The sequence below is a fragment of the Cyclonatronum proteinivorum genome (genome assembly GCF_003353065.1).
Lineage (GTDB): Bacteria > Bacteroidota > Rhodothermia > Balneolales > Cyclonatronaceae > Cyclonatronum > Cyclonatronum proteinivorum.
Genome location: NZ_CP027806.1, coordinates 2,607,231 through 2,626,648, shown reverse-complemented (window position 1 = coordinate 2,626,648; position 19,418 = coordinate 2,607,231). Strand labels below are relative to the sequence as shown.

At 49.2% G+C, this 19,418-nt stretch carries 15 protein-coding genes; 8 read left to right on the top strand and 7 right to left on the bottom strand.

Annotation, left to right across the window (positions count from 1 at the left end):
• Positions 1-172: 172 nt before the first annotated feature.
• The 4 genes from speE to CYPRO_RS10060 all read right to left on the bottom strand — a co-directional run bounded on the left by speE (position 173) and on the right by CYPRO_RS10060 (position 2,492).
• Positions 173-1,030, bottom strand: coding sequence for a polyamine aminopropyltransferase (gene speE / locus CYPRO_RS10075; RefSeq protein ID WP_114984495.1), 858 nt, complete (start codon positions 1,028-1,030; stop codon positions 173-175).
• A gap of 114 nt (positions 1,031-1,144) precedes the next feature.
• Entirely contained in the window at positions 1,145-1,615 is a 471-nt protein-coding gene (locus CYPRO_RS10070) for a pyruvoyl-dependent arginine decarboxylase (RefSeq protein ID WP_240644728.1), read from the bottom strand.
• 91 nt (positions 1,616-1,706) lie between these two features.
• Positions 1,707-2,126 (bottom strand): adenosylmethionine decarboxylase, encoded by a 420-nt coding sequence (speD, locus tag CYPRO_RS10065; protein ID WP_333472964.1) that lies wholly within the window; start codon positions 2,124-2,126, stop codon positions 1,707-1,709.
• Between the two features lie 3 nt (positions 2,127-2,129).
• Positions 2,130-2,492, bottom strand: a complete 363-nt coding sequence (locus CYPRO_RS10060) for a hypothetical protein (RefSeq protein WP_114984494.1) — start codon at positions 2,490-2,492, stop codon at positions 2,130-2,132.
• 76 nt (positions 2,493-2,568) lie between these two features.
• Between CYPRO_RS10060 and CYPRO_RS10055 the strand changes: the two genes are divergently transcribed.
• The 3 genes from CYPRO_RS10055 (at position 2,569) to CYPRO_RS10045 (ending at position 7,133) form a co-directional block, all read left to right on the top strand.
• Positions 2,569-4,572, top strand: a complete 2,004-nt coding sequence (locus tag CYPRO_RS10055; protein ID WP_114984493.1) for an alpha-ketoacid dehydrogenase subunit alpha/beta — start codon at positions 2,569-2,571, stop codon at positions 4,570-4,572.
• Positions 4,573-4,654: 82 nt separating this feature from the next.
• Positions 4,655-6,166: a glycosyltransferase family protein gene (locus CYPRO_RS10050; protein WP_114984492.1), complete on the top strand. Its 1,512-nt coding sequence runs from the start codon at positions 4,655-4,657 to the stop codon at positions 6,164-6,166.
• Between the two features lie 16 nt (positions 6,167-6,182).
• A complete protein-coding gene (locus tag CYPRO_RS10045; RefSeq protein WP_114984491.1) occupies positions 6,183-7,133 on the top strand; it encodes a glycosyltransferase family 2 protein in 951 nt (316 codons plus the stop codon).
• A 26-nt stretch (positions 7,134-7,159) separates the two neighbouring features.
• On the opposite strand, the gene radA is transcribed toward CYPRO_RS10045, so the two are convergent.
• On the bottom strand, positions 7,160-8,551 hold the full coding sequence (gene radA / locus CYPRO_RS10040) for a DNA repair protein RadA (protein WP_114984490.1): 1,392 nt from the start codon (positions 8,549-8,551) through the stop codon (positions 7,160-7,162).
• A 184-nt stretch (positions 8,552-8,735) separates the two neighbouring features.
• Here radA and CYPRO_RS10035 point away from each other — a divergent pair, with 184 nt between their 5' ends.
• Positions 8,736-9,653, top strand: a complete 918-nt coding sequence (locus CYPRO_RS10035; protein ID WP_114984489.1) for an ion transporter — start codon at positions 8,736-8,738, stop codon at positions 9,651-9,653.
• A 715-nt stretch (positions 9,654-10,368) separates the two neighbouring features.
• Positions 10,369-11,835, top strand: coding sequence for a T9SS type A sorting domain-containing protein (locus tag CYPRO_RS10030; RefSeq protein WP_164682686.1), 1,467 nt, complete (start codon positions 10,369-10,371; stop codon positions 11,833-11,835).
• A gap of 1,539 nt (positions 11,836-13,374) precedes the next feature.
• On the opposite strand, the gene CYPRO_RS10020 is transcribed toward CYPRO_RS10030, so the two are convergent.
• Positions 13,375-14,640 carry an HD domain-containing protein gene (locus CYPRO_RS10020; RefSeq protein WP_114984486.1) on the bottom strand — a complete coding sequence of 422 codons (1,266 nt, stop codon included), beginning with the start codon at positions 14,638-14,640 and terminating at the stop codon, positions 13,375-13,377.
• 302 nt (positions 14,641-14,942) lie between these two features.
• On the opposite strand from CYPRO_RS10020, the gene CYPRO_RS10010 reads away from it, so the two are divergent.
• Entirely contained in the window at positions 14,943-15,677 is a 735-nt protein-coding gene (locus CYPRO_RS10010) for a hypothetical protein (RefSeq protein ID WP_114984484.1), read from the top strand.
• Positions 15,678-15,689: 12 nt separating this feature from the next.
• Here the strand turns inward: CYPRO_RS10010 and CYPRO_RS10005 are convergent, their stop codons facing one another.
• Complete coding sequence (locus tag CYPRO_RS10005; protein WP_114984483.1) at positions 15,690-16,133, bottom strand: hotdog fold thioesterase; 444 nt, start codon at positions 16,131-16,133, stop codon at positions 15,690-15,692.
• Positions 16,134-16,404: 271 nt separating this feature from the next.
• On the opposite strand from CYPRO_RS10005, the gene CYPRO_RS10000 reads away from it, so the two are divergent.
• Together CYPRO_RS10000 and CYPRO_RS09995 are read left to right on the top strand one after the other, a co-directional pair.
• Positions 16,405-18,180: an AMP-dependent synthetase/ligase gene (locus CYPRO_RS10000; protein WP_114984482.1), complete on the top strand. Its 1,776-nt coding sequence runs from the start codon at positions 16,405-16,407 to the stop codon at positions 18,178-18,180.
• A gap of 2 nt (positions 18,181-18,182) precedes the next feature.
• The gene (locus tag CYPRO_RS09995; protein ID WP_114984481.1) at positions 18,183-19,043 is read left to right on the top strand and encodes an SDR family oxidoreductase; all 861 of its coding nucleotides are present in this window, start codon (positions 18,183-18,185) and stop codon (positions 19,041-19,043) included.
• Positions 19,044-19,418: the final 375 nt, after the last annotated feature.

The window sequence follows — 19,418 nt, the reverse complement described above, 5'->3', positions numbered from 1 at the left end:
GAAACAAAACCCGGAAGCAAGGGCGAGGCAGCCTGTTTTGTTTTTTTTTCAGCGGAGGTGAGGACATGATGTGGAAATTCGGCGGGCTTGGATGGCGTCATCCTATAATAAAACAAAAAAAGGGAAGCTGTGAATGACACGGCTTCCCTTTCGCAAAAGGACAGGATAGCGGCTACTCGCTTTCCAGCATTTGTTTTACAAAGCCGGGCAGGGCATAGGCTGCCGCGTGTACGTCTTTGTTGTAGTATTTGAGGGTATCCGCAAAGGTCGCGATGCGGGTGTCGATGATTTCAAGCACTTCCGCAGACAGCGGGTCGCGCTGCTTGCTTGCGATGGACATCGACCACATGCCGGTTGGGTAGAGCGGAATCCAGGTGAGGAAGAGTTTCGCAATGGGGAAAAGGCTGTCGATGGCACGCTGCACGCTGCGGATGCTGTCGTGATAGTGCTCCACAAAGGGGCTCTCGGTCTGACTCACCAATACGCCGTCGGCTTTGAGGCAGGTGTGGCATTTTTCGTAGAAATCACGCTTGAAGAGGTCAACTGCCGGTCCGACCGGATCGCTGCCATCAATGATGATGACATCATAAACTTCTCTGGGGCCGTCCACGAAGGTGAGGCCGTTTTCGTATTTAACGTGCAGTTTCGGGTTATCGAAGTCGCCCACGGCAGGCATGTGCAGCTTGCTTGCGCGCACTACCGCTTCGTCGATTTCGACCATATCCACATGCTTCACGCTTGGATGCTTGAGCACTTCACGGGCCGTGCCGCCGTCGCCGCCGCCGATGATGAGCACGGTCTCGGGCTTCGGATGGGTAAGTAGCGGCATGTGTGCCATCATCTCATGATAGACGAACTCATCTTTTTCACTGAGCATGACCATGCCGTCGATGGTCATGAGATTGCCCCAGGTATCGGTTTCGAAAACTTCGACGGTTTGGTAAGGCGTAACTTCATGGAACAATTGCTTTTTGATGCCGACGGTAAGGCCGGTTTGCTCGTTGTAAAACTCGTTGTACTGAATGGGCATGGATGCTTCGGTTAAGTCAGGTTGTGAAGGGGAAAAAGAACGGTGTGTTTCAGGCGAAAAAAAAGCCGGCCCGCCTTTTCAGACTGGGCCGGCCTGGTTTAGTACTTGAAAATCTTATTTATACCAAAGTACGGCAGCGGCAAAAACAGCACCCGCTTTTTCAACTTTGTGTTCGATACCAAGGGTCAGAATTTCGCGGTATTTGCGGTTGCGGTAAGCATAGCCGTCAACAACCATCTGACGCACAACGGCTTCCACTTCGCTCAGCGGCGCGGTGTCTTCGAATTCCATGATAAGGCCGGGTTCGCCTTCGTTTTCAGGCAGGCCTACGCCGATAGCGGCGGAAATGATTTCACCGGGGTTTGTGGAGTTAATGGCTGCGTAAGCAATCGGGATGAGTGCGCCTTTAGGCAGCACGATCTTATCCACGAGCTCGCAGTTGGGCGGAATGATGCTGCTCATGCGCACAAGGTTGGTGTCGCCCACACCGGCATTCAGCAAGGCAAGGTCGAAGGCATTCAGGGTTGTGTTGCCTTCCGCAGCACCTTTAACCAGTGAAAAAATATTGGGATTTTGAACCATCATAAGGCTAAAAATAATAATCGGTTGATTGGTCAGCCAGGCAAGAAGGGTACGAATTGCAGTTCTTGCGCAGCAAGTTAAAATAAAAGTAGGATCAGTTTACGGAATTGTATTTGGCGCTGTCCTTGGGCTTGAAGAGAAGCTCTTCGCCTTCAGCTACCCTGAACATGCCGCGCTTCATTTCCAGACTTGATACATTTTTGGATTCGAATCGCTCCTTGATATGTTCCTGAATAATCCAGGGATCGATGGTTTCACCGCAGGTAAAAATATCGACCGCAGCATAGCCGTATTCCGGCCAGGTGTGTATGGCAACATGCGATTCAGCAATTACGACGGTGCCGCTTACCCCGTGCGGACTAAACTTGTGGAAATTGTGCGAGATAATGCTTGCCTGAGACTTGCGTGTTGCTTCAAGTAAAATGGACTCAATCTGAGACACATCGTTAATAATATCGCTGTTACAGTCGTAGTATTCGACCAGAATCTGGCGCCCTAAAGCTTGCATTTGCATGGTTTAACCTCTCTGGATTTTGGTGGATGGTAGATTAAAGCCCAGCTTGGTTACAGGTCTCATATAAACAGAAAAAGCAACCATTTTGGCACCCTGAACTCCTGAAACAGCGGTTTCGGAGATAGAGGGTGAGAAAAGGTCGCTACCGGTTTTGCGCGGTTTATCAGCCGTGTATGCAGCGTGCTGCGAAAATAATGCCGGAGATAAACGTGAAAAAAAGGCCTGCGCAGAAGCCTGAGAAACAAAGTTGGTCAATGTACCTTGGTTTCCTTTTTTGAGATTTTTGATGGTATCTGTTATGAAGTATCTTCCATAAAAAGTTTTTTGGTTTTGATACCCGACGGGTATCAATCTGTATGCAATCATAAGTATCTTAAGCTTCCTGATACAATCAGCATGCAGTACAGAATTTCAAAAATACAAACTTTTCTATCTAAATTGAATGCAAGCCTATAAATATTTTTCACTCGGGGATGATACGGCCGTTCAGCATTACCGGAATTTAATCCTGCCGCGGCGTATAGAAGAGAAAATGCTGCGCCTGTTGCGCCAAAACCGCATTTCCAAATGGTTTTCGGGCATGGGTCAGGAAGCGATTCCAGTAGGGGTAGCAAGCGCACTGCAGGCTGAAGATGTAATCATGACCATGCACCGTAACCTCGGCGTTTTCACCACCCGCGGCGTACCGCTGTACAACCTTTTCTGTCAGCTTTTAGGCAAGAAAGACGGCTTCACCAACGGACGCGACCGCTCCTTTCATTTTGGCCTGCCTGACTACAATACCTGCGGCATGATCAGCCACCTTGCGGCCATGCTTCCGGTTGCCGACGGCTTTGCCCTTGCCGCCAAACTTAAACAGGAACAGCGGGTTGCGCTTGCATTCTGCGGGGAAGGTTCCACAAGTGAAGGCGATTTCCATGAAGCAATGAACCTCGCCGCCGTCTGGGATTTACCCGTGCTTTTCATGATTGAAAACAACGGCTACGCCTTGTCAACCCCAACCCGCGAACAGTACCGCTGCGCCCGAATTGCGGATAAAGCGGCGGGCTACGGCATGGAAAGCCGGGTTATTGACGGCAACCATCTCCCGGATGTCATCGAAGCCGTTGCCGAAGCCCGGGCCTTCGCCCTTGCGGAGCAAAAGCCCGTTTTAATTGAAGCGCTCACCTTCCGCATGCGGGGCCATGAAGAAGCTTCCGGTACGGCCTATATCCCCAAAGAACTTTTTGAGACCTGGGCCAAAAAAGATCCCATCCTTCAGTTTGAAAAATTGCTGAAAGAACAGGGACTGATGGATGATGCCGATTTTGAGCGCCTGAAAGCCGAAGCCGACGCGTTTTTCCTCGACGACCTCAACCGCGCCCTCGAAGCCCCGGAACCTGTTTTTGACGAAGAATCCGAAACGGCCGCCATTTTTTCCATCACCGAACCCGTGCTGCCGTCCAACGGAAACACCCAAAGCGATGGCCAAAAGCGCACCCTTCGTTTTGTGGATGCCATCAAAGAAAGCCTCGACTACGTTCTCACAAACGACGAAAGCACGCTCATCATGGGGCAGGATATTGCCGAATATGGCGGCGCATTTAAGGTCACACAGGATTTTGTGGATAAGTTCGGGCATGCCCGGGTCCGCAACACGCCCATCATCGAATCGGGCGTCGTAGGCGCGGCCATCGGACTCACCCTGAGCGGCTTCAAGCCGATTGTGGAAATGCAGTTCAGCGATTTCATCACCTGCGCTTTCAATCAGATTGTAAACAACGTAGGCAAATCGTACTACCGCTGGACCCCGCCGCTCAACATCACCATCCGCATGCCGCACGGCGCGGGAGTGAGCGCCGGACCTTTCCATTCGCAGAGCCCAGAGCCTTGGTTCATGCAGCACCCCGGCCTCAAAATTGTGGTGCCCTCCACCGTTGAAGACGCCTACAATTTGCTCTACAGCGCCATTATGGATCCCAATCCCGTGCTGTTTTTCGAGCACAAAATGCTGTACCGAAGCCTGAAGGGGGAAGTTGGCATGGCGCCAACATATGAGCCGCTCGGTAAGGCAAAGCTTGTTCGGGAAGGCCGCGACTTCACCATCGTGACCTACGGCATGGGCGTACACTGGGCGCTGGATCGCGCAGCAAAGCTCTCAGGCGAAGAAGGCATTGAAGCCGAAATCATAGATCTGCGCAGCCTCGTGCCGCTTGATACGGAGACGGTGCGCCAAAGCGTAGCCAAAACCAACCGCGTACTTCTGTTGGAAGAAGCAACCGCAGTGCTCGGCCCCATGGCGGAAGTCGCCGCGCAGCTCAGCGAGCACTGTTTCGAGCACCTCGACGCGCCCCTCATGCGCTGTTCCTCCCTCAACACCCCCATCCCGCTCAACCGAAACCTCGAACAAGGCTTCCTCCCGACCAAACGCCTTGACGCAAAAATCCGGCAGCTTTTGGATTATTGATGGCAGTCAAGCTGTCAGAGATAAAGCAAAGGCAGAAAAGTCCCTGCGGTAACAGAAAGTGCTTAAATCAACAAGTAAAGCAATGAAAACCCTAAATGCAGAAAAAATAGTACTCTGTTTTGGCTTTGCAGGTGTTGCCGCGGCCATTTTTCTGCTCAGCTATTTTGATCAGAGGGGGCTAAGCAATGAGGATTCGATTTACTTTATGGCACTTGCAAGATCTTTGTCTCAGGATCTTTCTTTTTTTCCGCATGGTGGCCATAACTCATGGTGGCCCCCTTTATATGGAGTCTTGACCGGAATTGTAGCCAAGGCTGGCATTGGGGATGTCATTTGGGCTTCAAAATTTCTCAATGTTGCCTGTTTCGCGATTACTGCCGTGCTTTTGTATCGAATTAGTCCGTCTCATGATCCGCTTGTGATGCTGGCTGTTTTTCCTGCTTCTGTTATCACGATTTCTTTTTTTTCTCTTTCTGATATTCTCTTTCTGCCCATTCTTACATTAAACCTTCTCGCTTGTGTAAGGCTATATGAAACAGGGTGCAGGCGATTCGTTTTGCTAATGGCCTTGTCAGCTTTATTCTTGTTTTTAAACCGTTACATTGGTTTTTTTATATTATCAGTTAATGGTTTGTTTGTGCTTTGGCTCTACGTAAAAAGAAGGTTGTCTTTTGGGAGATTTGTTTATTCCGCGCTGTTTCTTACTGTCTCAGCTGGTCTGATGGGGCTGTATCTCTATTTTAATTTTAAGCTTACCGGTATGATTACAGGTCCCCGGTACAGTTCGCCCGAAACGTTTTTCGAGTACACCTATCAAATAATTCGTGTATTTGGAGATGATATTAACCTGATGATGGTAGGCGGACATAATCACTTAATTTTGTTTGGGTCTTCTCTTTTGGTGCAGATCACTGTGCTTTGGCTTGTGTTCAAAAATGGGCAATGGAAGGCTTTATTTCCCTCTAAGGAAAATATTCCTGCACTGCTTTTTTTATCGACTGGCGCGATATATTTGTTAACACTTATAGCGATTCGTGCCACGACAGAAACCATGCATCTGCATTATCGTTATACAGCACCCGGTGTTTTTTTAATCGTTGCCGGACTACTATTTTCATGGACGGCTTCCCGACAGAGCACTTGCAAAAATTCAAGAGTATTACTAATGAGTTTAATGTTTGTATCTCTGTTTGTTTCTGTAACAACACAGGCTTTGCTTAATTCGCAAAGAAGTTCTTTTATGTTTCCGGAATTCAGGGAAATGACAATTGAAAAATACAAAGGGGTTCCGCCTAAGACAATCATTTTATGGGGTGAGCATCTTATTAATTATTATAGCAGAGATGTATTCGTGACACACCCGCACTGGAATACCCGACGAACCGGAGAAACCTGGGATGGTTTTCTTTACCGAATTCGAAAAATGTATCCTGATCATGCTATTTTCCTTCAACGTTTTGAAACACGTTACATTGATGGACTTAATCAGCATGAGACGGTTAATCGGGCACTTTATAAGCTGCTTGAAAACAGGGATCAAACCGAATGGTTAATTCCCGTTTATATACCCGAAAATTGGAACCAATCCCTATAAATAGAACAATCTGTAGATGAATGAGCCCGAACTATCGGTTGTAGTTCCGCTTTTTAATGAAGCTGAAAATCTTGAAGAGCTTTGCCGGAGATTGAAACAAGTAATGGACAACTGTCCATTACCGACAGAAGCAGTTCTTGTTAATGATGGGAGTACGGATGGTTCCGGGCCATATCTGACATCAATTGCGCTTGAGGATGAGCGGTTTCAGCTTATAGAACTGTCGCGTAATTTCGGGCATCAGATTGCTATATCTGCGGGTTTGGAGCATGCGAGGGGCCGTCGGGCGGTATTCATTATTGATGGTGATTTGCAAGACCCTCCGGAATTGCTGCCTCAGTTCTTAGAATTAATGAATGAGGGATACGACGTTGTTTACGGAATCAGAAAATCAAGAAAGGAAGGTTTTTTTAAAAAAATCGCATACAAGCAGTTTTACAGAATGCTATCGCGAATTACGCCTGTAGATTTACCCTTGGACAGCGGTGATTTCTCTCTCATAAGTCGTCGGGTAGCAGATGTTATCAATAGTATGCCGGAAGAGAGCCGTTACCTTAGGGGTATGCGGGCGTGGGCAGGCTTCCGTCAAACCGGACTCCCCTATACAAGAGAAAAAAGGCATGCAGGTAGCTCAAAATACTCCATCAGCGCACTAACAAAGCTGGCATACAATGGTATCTTTAATTTTAGCGAATTTCCTGTTAAGCTCATTACTTACAGCGGATTTTTTGCATTTTCCATATCAGTAATTTACAGTATTCATGTGCTTTATATGCGATTCTTTTATGGAAATGTTCCACAGGGATTTACAGCACTTCTTTTTTCGATTGTAATGTTTGGTGGCATTCAGTTGATGTCAGTTGGTATTTTAGGTGAATACATTACAAGAATTTACTTTCAAACCCGAAATCGTCCTCTCTATATCGTGAGAAACAAGATTTTAGATAGAAAGTCAAGAACACCTTAGAAAACAGATCCTAAACAACTAAAACATCACCCGCCAGGCCCGAAAAGCCGCTGATTGACCTGATGCAGCTGTCCCGCAAAGTGCACTTTGGTGCCGGGCAGGGACGGCAGGGCGTCACTCATGCTGCCGGGGGCGTAGATGATTTTGAAGCCCGACTTGGCAGCTTCCCTGATCCGGGTTTCAAGCCCGCTCACCTGCCGGATTTCCGCGCCGAGACCGACTTCCCCGATAAGCAGCGTCTTTTCAGGTACGGGCCGGTCGAGATAGCTCGAGACCAGTGCCGAAACAAGGGCGAGATCCGAAGCCGTATCCTGCAGCCTGATGCCGCCCGCAATGTTCAGGAACACATCTTTGTCCCCGAAACGGTAGCCGAGTCGTTTTTCGAGTACAGCCAGCAAAAGCTGCAGCCGTCGCTGATCGTAGCCCGAGGCCGTGCGCTGCGGCGTTCCGTAGGATGCAGGCGTCACCAGCGCCTGCACTTCGAGAATGATCGCCCGGTTGCCTTCCAGAATGCAGGCCGCCGCATTCCCGCTGATGCCTTCCGTAAAGCCCGAAAGAAACAGCTCCGACGGATTCGCGACGTCCCGCAGTCCGTTCTCACGCATTTCGAAAACGCCGACTTCCTGCGTGCGCCCAAAGCGGTTTTTTAGCGTGCGTAACAAACGGTAGTTGAGCTGCTTGTCGCCCTCGAACTGCAGCACCACATCAACCATGTGCTCGAGTACCCGAGGCCCGGCCAGGTCGCCCTCCTTGGTGACATGCCCGATCACCATCGTGGTCAGCCCCGTGAGCTTGGCAAGGCGCATCAGCAGGCCTGCACACTCACGAATTTGCGCTACGCTGCCCGGCATGCTCGTGATTTCAGGCCGGAACACGGTTTGTATGGAGTCAATAATCAGCAGGTCAGGTTTGAGCAGCTCAGCCTGTTGCTGAATCAGCGTGATATCCGTTTCGGTGAACAGGTGCAGCCTTGGGGCATGGAGCTTCATGCGGGTTGCCCGCTGCCGGATTTGACCGGCAGATTCTTCCCCGGAACAGTACAAAATGCTAAGATCAGGCCGCCTGCCCGCAAGCTGCAGCGCGAGCGTAGATTTCCCGACGCCCGGATCGCCGCCGACCAGGATAAAGGAACCGGCTACGATGCCACCGCCAAGCACGCGGTCGAATTCGGCCATACCGGTGGTAGTTCGGCTTGCTTCCTGTGCGTCAATTTCATCGAGCAGCCGGGCTTTGGTGCTGCCTTCGGCTTGCTGTGCAGGCATAAGCCGGGCACGGTGTTTTTTGGATGCAGCTGTTTCTTCAGGCTTTATGACTTCCTCAAAGGAATTCCAGCTTTTACAGCCCGGGCAGTTTCCCAGCCACCGGCTTGTGGTGTAGCCGCAGTCCCGGCATTCATAATTTGTTTTTGACTTTGCCATATTGGTTCTGAAGTGGAAATCTGTTTGGTGCGCAATATAAAAGATAGGCGGCAGCTTAATGCGGGAAAATCCGGCATTCTTTGCTATTTTTGCGTGTTTTTTGAACCGCTGATCGTCAGCCGAAAGCTGAGAATTAGGCTTCCTTATAATTCAACCATACTGTCATTAAGAGTAAACCGCTGTAATGAGCGCTTTTTCCGCATACTGCAAAAAAATTGTTGAAACCAACTGGTTTACCAACTTCATCCTCATAGTCATTCTTTTTGCGGGGGTTTTGGTTGGGGTGCAGACCTATAAGGAATTCGCCATGCAGCATTACACGCTGATTTTCTGGCTCGATCAGATTATCCTGTTCATCTTCCTTGTTGAAATCGTACTCAAGATGGCAGCGCATGGCAACCGGCCGCTGCGATATTTCAATGACCCCTGGAATATCTTCGATTTCAGCATTGTGTTTGTCTGTTACGCGGCCCTGTTGCTACCGGATGTCGAAGGCTTTATGTATGCGGTCCTGCGCCTTGCACGGGTGCTCCGCGTATTCCGGGTGGTACGGACCATTCCCAAGCTGCAGCTACTCGTAAACGCCCTCCTGAAATCGATTCCGTCCATTGGCTATGTGGGCGTGCTCCTGATGGTGATTTTCTACATTTACGCAACCATGGGGGTGTTTCTGTTCAGTATCAATGACCCCGTTCACTTCGGGAATCTGCAGCTCAGCCTGTTAAGTTTGTTCAGGATTGTGACCCTTGAAGACTGGACCGACATCATGTATATCAACATGTATGGCTGTGACCATACGATTTGGGGCTACACGGAAGCGGAAGGTTGTATTTCGCCCATCGCACACGGCGCATGGGCTACGACCTATTTTGTTTCTTTTGTGATGATTGGTACCATGGTCGTATTAAACCTCTTTATTGGGGTAATCATGAACAGCATGGATGAAGCCAAGACCGATGCTTCCGAAGAAGCTTTTGCCCTGCGCGACCGCTCCCTCGAGCCTACCGAAGTGGATGAACTGGAAAACCTGAGTCGCGACTTAGACAGCCTGAAAAAAAGAATAGAATTTCTGGCAAGAAAGAAGAAAGCATTGGAGAAATAGGCAGAACGGCCTGAACATTACCTCGTGGTGATGATCTTTTGATTCCCTTTGAATCCCTCCACAAACATTCCGTTTGAAATATCCCAAACCGGCCATGGGAGCCTTGAAGAGGGCAGCTTCCCTGTCAAGCGGGGTTTATCTGATACGGTTACGGTCCGGCGATCAGTTGCAAATGCGTCGCGTTACGCTCATCCGCTATTACTACCAATAGTTAGATACCGAATAAGCAGGCAATAAAGCTCCGCTTCATGAACACCCTGAAGCGGAGCTTAACGGGTTTAGGGAGTTGGCAGAGTTAAGGCGCATCACCCATAACAGGGTAGGTTTTAGAGTATAAATTGTTGATTATGATTTGTTTAGGATAGAATAGCTGTCGGAGATTGGGGGAGGTCAATAGCTGCGCACGGATTCCAGCGATTTCCGTGAGTTGATACTGCTTTTATTCTGAGTTAAAGATCAAAGATTGCTAATAGGTGCATTTATACCGTATCGGTTTAGACTCAGGGACCGTTTTTATAAGCAATAAATTTTACGTAGTTTGTGTATGTGATGGGAAATTCCATGTCTGTTGTTGTTAAATATATACCCATTATGCCTTAAATGTTGCATTTAGCAAACTGTAACCGGCAGGTACATCATCAACCAAAAACTACGATCAGAGGTAAATAGAATGCTTAAACCGATCCTATCCTTTTTGTTAACAACCGTATTACTCATGGCTCCTTCATCGCTTCTGTTTGGGAAGCAAGCTTCGGAAGCTGGTCACATTGCTGAGTCCGAGCCCGAAGAAATTACGCAGGACTTCCGAAATGTAGCCTTGCTATCGAATCTAAGGCTTATGCGCTGGGTGAATTTGTTTCCAGGCCAAAGTTCAGGCGCCGGGCTGCTTAACAACGACCCGCTTCTGACGGAAGCGCGCCTGCAGCTAAATGTTGCAGAGCCCCGCGATGGTGAGGATGACTATCAAAATTTTATGAGAAACCTCTACACCTGGGAAAATGGACGTATTTCTGAAATAATCACACAAAGAAGTTTTTTTTCTAATGATTGGTTTGATGAAGAAAAGCAGGCGTTCGGATATGAAAATGATTTGCTCCGTGAAAATGTATATTTCAGCTGGGTCGAAAGCATTGGATGGGAAGAAGAGGTAAAAGAAGAATTTGCTTACACGCAAATTGACGGCCAAAGCTTTATCAGTGAAGTTAGTATCGCTGAATTTGGGGATCCTTTTCTGGAAATCTTCGTGGGTTATGAGGGAACTGATATCAGTAAGATCGAAGAATTCGTTACGGACGGAACAGAAATGCAACCCGTTGGCCGCTCGGAATTCACCTACAATGGCGAAGATTTGTTCGAAACATACAGCGTATTTGACGGCGACGAATTCATACCCGATTACCGGATTATTTATGTCGATACATCACCATCTGACTTCTATGAGATGATCACAAGGCAGCTCGAAGTCCTGATGGTCAGCAGCGAAACGCTTATGCTGCTTCAGCTTGACATGCCCGGTACTATTGAACAGGTATGGGATGGTGCTGCATGGGTTGATGAGTTTCGTATGCTCCGCGTTGATGAGGATATGCCAACGGAAGATTATGATTCCGCTGTAATCTATACTTCAGCCTTTTTTAATGAAGAAGAAGGCTGGCAACCGGATACCCGAATAGAAATCGCATTCAATGAGCTCGGACAGATTCTCTACGGCACTGCTTCCGAATATGATATTTTTGAGGAACAGTGGATACCGATTGGGACGGAGGTTTTTGAGTATAACAGCTCTTCGCTTGTACCTGATCTTGCGCAGTTTTCGACTTTTGACCCTTTCGCAGGTGAGATGATAGATACAGCACGCCTGCTGCTCGAATGGGATCTTACCAATGTTGATGTACGCGGTGATGAACATCAGCTTCCTGCAGGTATTTCCCTGGGTAATGCCTACCCCAACCCGTTTAACCCTACAACTAACATTCCATTTGAAATATCAGAAACCGGACATGTTAGTCTTGAAGTCTTCGATATGCTTGGCAGACAAGTCGCAGTGCTGGTGAATGAAGCCAAACCCGCAGGAAGCTACACCGTGCCTTTCGATGCTGCTGCATTATCCAGCGGGGTTTATCTGATACGGTTACAGTCCGGCGACCTGATGAAAACGAGCCGTGTAACGCTCATCAAATAACCTTGATAATTATATTTCGCATTAAAAAAAGCCCGTTCTCTTTGGAGCGGGCTTTTTGCTTTTATTTTTATTCTGATCTTGAAAGTATTATTATCTCAGCACTTCCCAATTCCCCTCTCGAGAGGGGTGGCCCCTATATGAGAGTGATAGGGTTGATGAGGCTTTATCGTTTTTGAACCATTTCAACGCCCTGATGCCCGCGGGCCGGGGTGTGGGAGTGGTGGTCGAAGCTCGTGGGTTTCAGTGTAAGCTGATTGGCTGTGAAAGGAAGGAGCGGTGCGGGTGCGGCTTCGCGGGGAAATTACGGGCTCTATCCGTAATGAGTGTGCAGGGTTCGAAGATGGTAGGCTGAATTTACTCCCGATGGTATGTCGCCCTTTCAGGGCTGGGTTGGGTTTTGGTACAAAATTTTGCCCTGATCTCTTTGCGGGGTGTTTTTTTCGGTGGCGTAAGGAGGTGAATTCCGGTATTGCGGCGGTCACACCCCGACCCGACACCATCTGGGATTTTTTAAATTTTGTGATATTTTTCGGCATTATGCCGCTGATTACATCTTTCCCGGGGCCAGCCCTCTCGCAGAGGGGAGTTTGGCTTCGTGGTGTTTCAGGACTGTGAAGCCAAAAAAAACAATGCAAATAAGGCTGCGAAAGTATTATTAAAACTTGACTTCGCAATTCCCATCTCGAGAGGGGTGGCCCCTATATGAGAGTGATAGGGTTGATGAGGCTTTATCGTTTTTGAACCATTTCAACGCCCTGATGCCCGCGGGCCGGGGTGTGGGAGTGGTGGTCGAAGCTCGTGGGTTTAAGTGTAAGCTGATTGGCTGTGAAAGGAAGGAGCGGTGCGGGTGCGGCTTCGCGGGGAAATTACAGGCTCTATCCGTAATGAGTGTGCGGGGTTCGAATATGGTAGGCTGAATCCACTCCCGATGGTATGCCGCCCTTTCAGGGCTTCATTTGTAATGGGCCGCGTTCCCGGGGTTGGCACCCCGGGCTTTGGTATGTCGCCCTTTCAGGGCTTGGTTGGGTCTTGGTACATAATTTTGCCCTGATCTCTGTGCGCGTTTTTTCCGTGGCGTAAGGAGGTGAATTCCGGTATTGTGGTGGTCACACCCCGGCCCGACACCATCTGGGCTTTTTTAATTTTTCGGCATAATGCCGTTGAATACATCTTTCCCGGGGCCACCGATCTCGCAGATTGGAGTTTGGCTTCGTGGCGTAAATGGGGTAGCTTCGGTTTTATTTCTGGCTTTTGAAGTTGGTTTTAGCTCATCTTGTTGATCCTGAGAATCTTACAAATCCTGTTCAAAACCGTGGGCTGGTTTGGGGGCCCGGTTTTGTCGTCAATGAAAAAAAGCAACGCATTCATCTTCGTTTTGGGGTTTTTCAATCTATGACAGAGCTCCTGATGTTCACGGAGTTTTCCCAAAAAATAAAAAAGACCTGAATTGCTGAGGGGCAGCTTGCAGGGGGTAGGGGCCGGGGATGATAGGTTCCGTTGTGGGGGCGGGGACTGGCGGTTTGGGGTACCACTCTAGTTTCAGGAGTTGAGTTCTTTGAGGTGGATGGCGTAGTGTTTTACGATGGGGGTGCTGAGGGCTTCGATGTGGCGGGCGTCGGCGGCTTTGGAGAATTCGACGGCTACGCCGGGTTGTTCCATGATGTAGATGCCGGAGCGTTCGAAGCGGTAGGCTTCGTTGCGGGTTTCGGTGGTGCCGAAGTAGTATCCGGCTGATTTTTCGTCGAAGGGCAGGCGCTTGGCCCGGAGCACTCTGGAGGTGGCGAGGCGGTAGCGGTGTTTGTCTTCGGGGCTGGGTTTATGGATGAGGGGCGTGGCGCGGAAGAAGCGGCGGTTGAGGAAGCGGCTGCAGAGGTCGGCGAGGATGGGGTCTTTTTCGTACTGCCAGAATTTGAGGCACATGAGCACGTCGGCGTCGTCGAGCATGACGTAGTGTTGCAGGAGTTCGCGGGAAATGCCTTTTTTGGCACTTGGTTTTTTTTCGAGGAAGTAGCGGATGGCCGGGGAGGGGAAGGCCAGCTGATAGCCTTCTTCAACGAGGTCGGTGGCGCGGCGGAAGACGGAGCGGATGAGCATATCTGCGCATAGCACGGTTTTGTGGAGGTACACCTGCATGTACATGAAGCGGCGGGCCATGATGTAGTTTTCGACTGCGTAAATGCCTTTTTTTTCCATCACTATGCTGCCGTTGTGCACGCGCAGGGTTTTGATGATGCGATCGATACCGATGGAGCCTTCAAGTACGCCGGTGTAGAAGCTGTCGCGTTTGATGTAGTCGAGCCGGTCGGCGTCGAGCTGTGATGAGATGAGCTGGTGCAGGAAGGCTTTGGGGTGCTGATCGGTGAAGATTTGTATGGCGGTTTCAAGCCCCCCGTCGAATTCAGCGTTGAGCTGTTTCATGAGGGCGAGGGTCATCATTTCGTGGTTGAAGTCCGAAATGAGGGTGTGCTCAAGGGTGTGTGAGAAGGGGCCGTGGCCGATATCGTGGAGCAAAATGGCGGCAAGTACGCCTTCGACTTCCTGATTGTTGATGGTGGTGTTTTTGTCGCGTAGGGTGGTGAGCATTTTGAGCATGAGCCCGACAGCGCCCAGCGCGTGCGAAAAGCGGGAGTGCTCCGCACCGGGAAACACGGTGTAGGCGAGGCCGAGCTGCCGTATCCGCCGCAGCCGCTGCACATACGGGTGATCGAGCAAGCGCAGGGTTTGGCCTTTGGGCACGTGCACAAATCCGTGGATGGGATCCGTGAAAACTTTGTAAAGCTGATCTTTTTTGTTGTCTGAAAGCAAACCCGGAAGAAATTAGGTGGAGGTGAAGCGCCACTGAAAGCTGGAAAGGACTGTAAGATAAGGAGGTTGACCGCCAAACGCGTCACTGACAGCGGCTTTTATCGGACCTTCGGTTTTGTTTGTAAAAGACGGGTGCCGACTTGATATTTTTGAAAGCATGCATTTAATTACTGCGGTGTGCTTGTCACTCCTGATGACAAGTACCGATTTAGGGTCGGAGTGCAGGGAATTTTGGTCGTTAGGGTTTCCGGGTATCCGCTGCATTTCAGGCTTATTTTGTAACACTTAGCTATGATGATACCATGCAGGCAGATTTATCTATCGAGTTTTTCACGCAGGTGAATGAAGATTATGAGAAGCGGCAGTATGTACTTCTCGGCAATTTGCAGAAAATGAGGCAGGCGTTTCAGAGGAACCTGTTGTACCCGCATTTAGGCCGCCTTATTGAGCTGCGGGCGCAATTGCAGCAAATTCTGGATGGCTTCACGAGTCTGGATAACAGCGGTCCGAAGCGTATCCGGAGTATCAATCTGGCTGAAAAGCATATAGCGTTTGAGTCGGTACTGCCGGAAAAACTTGATCTTAGCGCTGTGAAGGATTTCATCCGATGGGCACAGCCGCTGATCCATGAGGCCATTCAGGAGGGAATCAGCATTTATGAGTTTGTGGATGAGAACCTGAGTGTCGATCAGGTCGGCATTCAGCCCGCCTACACGGATGAAGGCTATTTTTTCATGCCCGATTTTGACACCGGCGGACTTAATCTGTATCGCTATGAACTTTCCATCTTTTCAAATGCCCGCGAACGCTATCGTACGCTGAAGACTACGCTCATTAAAAAACTGGGACAGGGACTTGCCGCGCAGGAAGATCCTTCGAGCATAAAACTCCGTCTGATTCGGGAATACCGTGATCTGCCGAACCCTGCGACTTACGCCTTTCACAGTCCGATAGCGTTTGATTTTCAGAAGACACTGTTTCCGGTCGCCCGACGCCGGCTTATCCGGATTTTGAATGAGAAGCCGAACCGGGTTTAAGGGATGTGTCGTTTAGCCTTTTCGCACGGTACGGTTTGAAATGATGGCGAGCGTACACCGGCCGGTACACAGATGTTTGCCGGATTCGGTGTACACATCATACTGCCATATTTGGGTTGAAGTACCGCGGTGAATTGGTTTAGCCACTCCGGTGACTGTACCGCTGCGTGCTGCGCGCAGGTGATTGGCATTGATTTCAAGACCTACAGCCGACTGTGTTTGGTGATCCACATTCAGCCATGCGCCTACCGAGCAAATGGTTTCGCCGAGGGCAACGGAAGCGCCGCCATGCAGCAAGCCGAAAGGCTGACGGGTGTTTTCATTAACCGGCATGGTGGCACGGACTTCATCTTTAAACAGGGAGTTGAACTCTATACCGAGTGCATGGCCCATATTTCGCTCTTTTTGACTGAAAAAAGCGGTTACAATTTCTTTTAATTCGTTCTGTATCTTCATATTTGGCTTTGAAAGGACGGGCAAATATAGCATATTAACACTGTTAGTGCTTAGGGCTAAGGTACCCTAAATGCTTGTCTCAAACCAACAGGGTTTTAGGTGTAATAAATCCTGCGGAAGGGACTTCGCACTGCATTTTTTCAGAAAAGGGACGGTACCTGTATCGGTTCGCTTTGGTATTTTAAAATGCATTACCTTTGCCTTGCTAATCCATGCTGAACTTTGTTTTATCCTTCCTGTAATACTCAATCTAATCAAAACGACGCACACTATGGAATTTCAGCCTCAGACTATATTCGAAATTGCCGAAGCCGGCAGGCAAAAGAATAACACCGGAATCATAGGGGCTACCAAACGAAACGGTACCTGGATTCAAACTACTTTGGACGATTTTGACCGCATGAAGCGTCATCTTGCGCTTGCACTGCACAAAATGGGAATCCGAAAAGGGGATCGGGTTGCCCTTCATTCAGAAAATTCGGTCAGATGGATTCTGGCGGATGCCGCAATTCTTTCCATCGGGGCCATCAATGTACCGATTTATACCACACAGCCCGGCGATCAGATTAAATACATCCTGGAAAACTCGGAAGCCAAGATTTATATGTTTTCGCAGGATAAGCTTTTCAGCAATTTTAAGCCTTACTATAAGGATGTTAAAGGGCTTGAGATAGTTTGTTTGGTTAGCACAGCGGAAAAAGGTTTCCGGATGTTCGATGATATGCTGAAGGAAGGGGAAGCCTTTGAAAAGGAAAATCCCGGTCTGTTTGAGAAACTCAGAAGTGATGTGAAGCCCGATGATCTGGCTTCCTTTATTTATACGTCCGGTACCACAGGTTTACCCAAAGGGGTTATGCTTACCCATCAGAATATTGCGTCTAATGTGCAGTATTCCATTGAGCGGATTCCATTTGATATTGAAGGTGAAAGGGGCGGACGCATTCTCAGCTATTTGCCGCTCTCGCATATTTTTGAGCGCATGCTCAATTACCTGTATATGCATATCGGCTACCCGATTTACTACATCGAAGTGGTTGAGGAAATCAAGGATGATATTGGTCATGTGAAGCCGATGTTTTTTGCAACGGTACCAAGGCTTCTTGAAAAAATTTATTCCGGCATTCTGAATAAAGTGGCTTCGGGTGAAGGGCTTGCGTTAAAAATCGGAATGTGGGCGATGGAACAGGCTAAGGCGTATAAAATCAACACGCCGCCAACCGGTTTCGCGGCCTTTAAGCTGCGGATGGCGGACAAGCTGGTGTTTAGTAAAATCCGCGCGGGCTTTGGCGGTAATCTTCTCGGCTTCATCAGCGGTGGCGCCGCGCTTTCACCTACCATGATGAACTTCTTTACAGCCCTGGGTTTCCGCTGTCATCAGGGGTACGGGCTTACGGAGACTTCACCGGTACTGACGGTAACTACAACGGGCGGCATTCGGGAAGGATCATCAGGTCGCGCCATTCGCTGTGTTGAGCTGAAAATTGCTGACGATGGCGAAATTCTTGCCCGCGGACCGAACATCATGAAAGGCTACTACAAAAATCCGGAGGCTACAGCGGAAGTCATCGACAAAGACGGCTGGTTCATGACCGGTGATGTCGGCAAGATTGATGCGGAGGGCTTCCTGTATATTACCGATCGTAAGAAAGATATCTTCAAGCTTTCCACCGGAAAGTATGTCGCGCCGCAGCACGTAGAAAATACCTTAATGAACAGCGGACTTATTGAACAGATCGTAGTGCTTGGTGCAAGCCGCAAGTTCTGTTCAGCGCTAATTGTTCCCAATGCGGAAGCCATCAAAGCAAAAATGGGAGCTGTTTCGGAGGATGATCCGGATTATGCTGCACGCGTTGAAAAACTGATTCAGGCCGAAGTGGATCTCCTGAATGAGAAATTACCGGCTTGGGAGCAGATTAAGAAGTTTGCGTTGCTTGACTCCTTGCTTAGTATTGATGGCGGTGAACTTACACCGACCATGAAGACGAAGCGCCGCGTAATCCATGATAAGTACAAACTGGAAATTGAACGCATTTACGAGGAGCAGTAAGCATGTTTAAGGAGGATACCCTAAGTAGCAAAACGGTACTTGTTACCGGTGGCGGTTCGGGGCTCGGGCTTGCCATGAGTAAAAGCTTCGCAGCCCTTGGGGCGCAGGTACTCATTTGTGGCCGACGCATGGAGAAGCTTGAAGCCGCTGCCAAAGAAATTGATGAAGCGGCAGCTTCCGGCAAAGCAACCGGTTTTTATTCCGTTGATGTGCGCGATTACGATGCCGTTGGCGCAATGATGGATGAAATTGCGGAAAGCTATGGCGGCTGTGACGTGCTCGTTAACAATGCCGCAGGAAATTTTCTTTCGGCTTCCGAAGACCTGAGTCCGAATGCGTTTCGTGCTGTGGTGGATATTGTGCTGAACGGCACCTTTAACTGCACGCAACAGTTTGGCAAACGTCTGATTGATGCCAAAAAAGAGGGCAGCATTCTGAACATCGTGACGACTTACACAGAAACCGGTTCGGCTTTTGTGTTGCCATCGGCCTGTGCCAAGGCCGGTGTGTACGCCATGACCAACACGCTTGCTTACGAGTGGGCAACCTACGGCATTCGGGTCAACAGCATTGCGCCGGGTCCCTTCCCAACAGAGGGCGCCTGGACGCGGCTGATGCCTGATCCGAAAATGGAAAAGGCCTACCTGAAGCAAATTCCGGCAGGCCGCTACGGCAAGCATGAAGAGCTCGCCAATCTTGCCTGTTTCCTGATTTCCGACCTTGCAGGCTACATCACCGGTGAGTGTGTGACCATTGATGGCGGTGAGCGACTCAAATCTGGTCAGTTCAACTTTATCACGCAGGCTGCCCCCCGGGATCAGCTGAAACAGTTTTTTGGGATGATGAAGCCTTCCAAAAACTAAACGCCCGACGCAATTTATAGCTTCAAAAAAAAGTCCGCGCTGACTGGTTTTAACCGTCGGCGCGGACTTTTTTTAACCCGCATTATTCACGATTAAACAGAATTTATTTGCCAAGAGTTGTTTTAAATTTGGGTTAGTGAAAAACAACGGAAGCCCAAATTTGAGTGAAGCATATACACTGCGTACCGAGCGAAGCGATTCCCGCGCTGCGAAATTTCCCCGCTGGCTACGTTGAAGCTGAAAACTCATGCTCAGGGTACTTAGGTACCCTTCCGCTGAGTTTTCAGCTTCGCCTTGCCAGCAAGAAAATTTCTTGGTGAATAATGCGGGTTAATTTTGCGGATCAAGCCGGAATAAAGCAATGAAACCGGTTCA

What these genes read in the sequence shown, in the direction of transcription:
- speE (WP_114984495.1), bottom strand. Translation starts at nt 1,030, where the DNA reads ATGCCCATTCAGTACAACGAGTTTTACAACGAGCAAACCGGCCTTACC.
- CYPRO_RS10070 (WP_240644728.1), bottom strand. Translation starts at nt 1,615, where the DNA reads ATGATGGTTCAAAATCCCAATATTTTTTCACTGGTTAAAGGTGCTGCG.
- speD (WP_333472964.1), bottom strand. Translation starts at nt 2,126, where the DNA reads ATGCAAATGCAAGCTTTAGGGCGCCAGATTCTGGTCGAATACTACGAC.
- CYPRO_RS10060 (WP_114984494.1), bottom strand. Translation starts at nt 2,492, where the DNA reads ATGATTGCATACAGATTGATACCCGTCGGGTATCAAAACCAAAAAACT.
- CYPRO_RS10055 (WP_114984493.1), top strand. Translation starts at nt 2,569, where the DNA reads ATGCAAGCCTATAAATATTTTTCACTCGGGGATGATACGGCCGTTCAG.
- CYPRO_RS10050 (WP_114984492.1), top strand. Translation starts at nt 4,655, where the DNA reads ATGAAAACCCTAAATGCAGAAAAAATAGTACTCTGTTTTGGCTTTGCA.
- CYPRO_RS10045 (WP_114984491.1), top strand. Translation starts at nt 6,183, where the DNA reads ATGAATGAGCCCGAACTATCGGTTGTAGTTCCGCTTTTTAATGAAGCT.
- radA (WP_114984490.1), bottom strand. Translation starts at nt 8,551, where the DNA reads ATGGCAAAGTCAAAAACAAATTATGAATGCCGGGACTGCGGCTACACC.
- CYPRO_RS10035 (WP_114984489.1), top strand. Translation starts at nt 8,736, where the DNA reads ATGAGCGCTTTTTCCGCATACTGCAAAAAAATTGTTGAAACCAACTGG.
- CYPRO_RS10030 (WP_164682686.1), top strand. Translation starts at nt 10,369, where the DNA reads ATGGCTCCTTCATCGCTTCTGTTTGGGAAGCAAGCTTCGGAAGCTGGT.
- CYPRO_RS10010 (WP_114984484.1), top strand. Translation starts at nt 14,943, where the DNA reads ATGCAGGCAGATTTATCTATCGAGTTTTTCACGCAGGTGAATGAAGAT.
- CYPRO_RS10005 (WP_114984483.1), bottom strand. Translation starts at nt 16,133, where the DNA reads ATGAAGATACAGAACGAATTAAAAGAAATTGTAACCGCTTTTTTCAGT.
- CYPRO_RS10000 (WP_114984482.1), top strand. Translation starts at nt 16,405, where the DNA reads ATGGAATTTCAGCCTCAGACTATATTCGAAATTGCCGAAGCCGGCAGG.
- CYPRO_RS09995 (WP_114984481.1), top strand. Translation starts at nt 18,183, where the DNA reads ATGTTTAAGGAGGATACCCTAAGTAGCAAAACGGTACTTGTTACCGGT.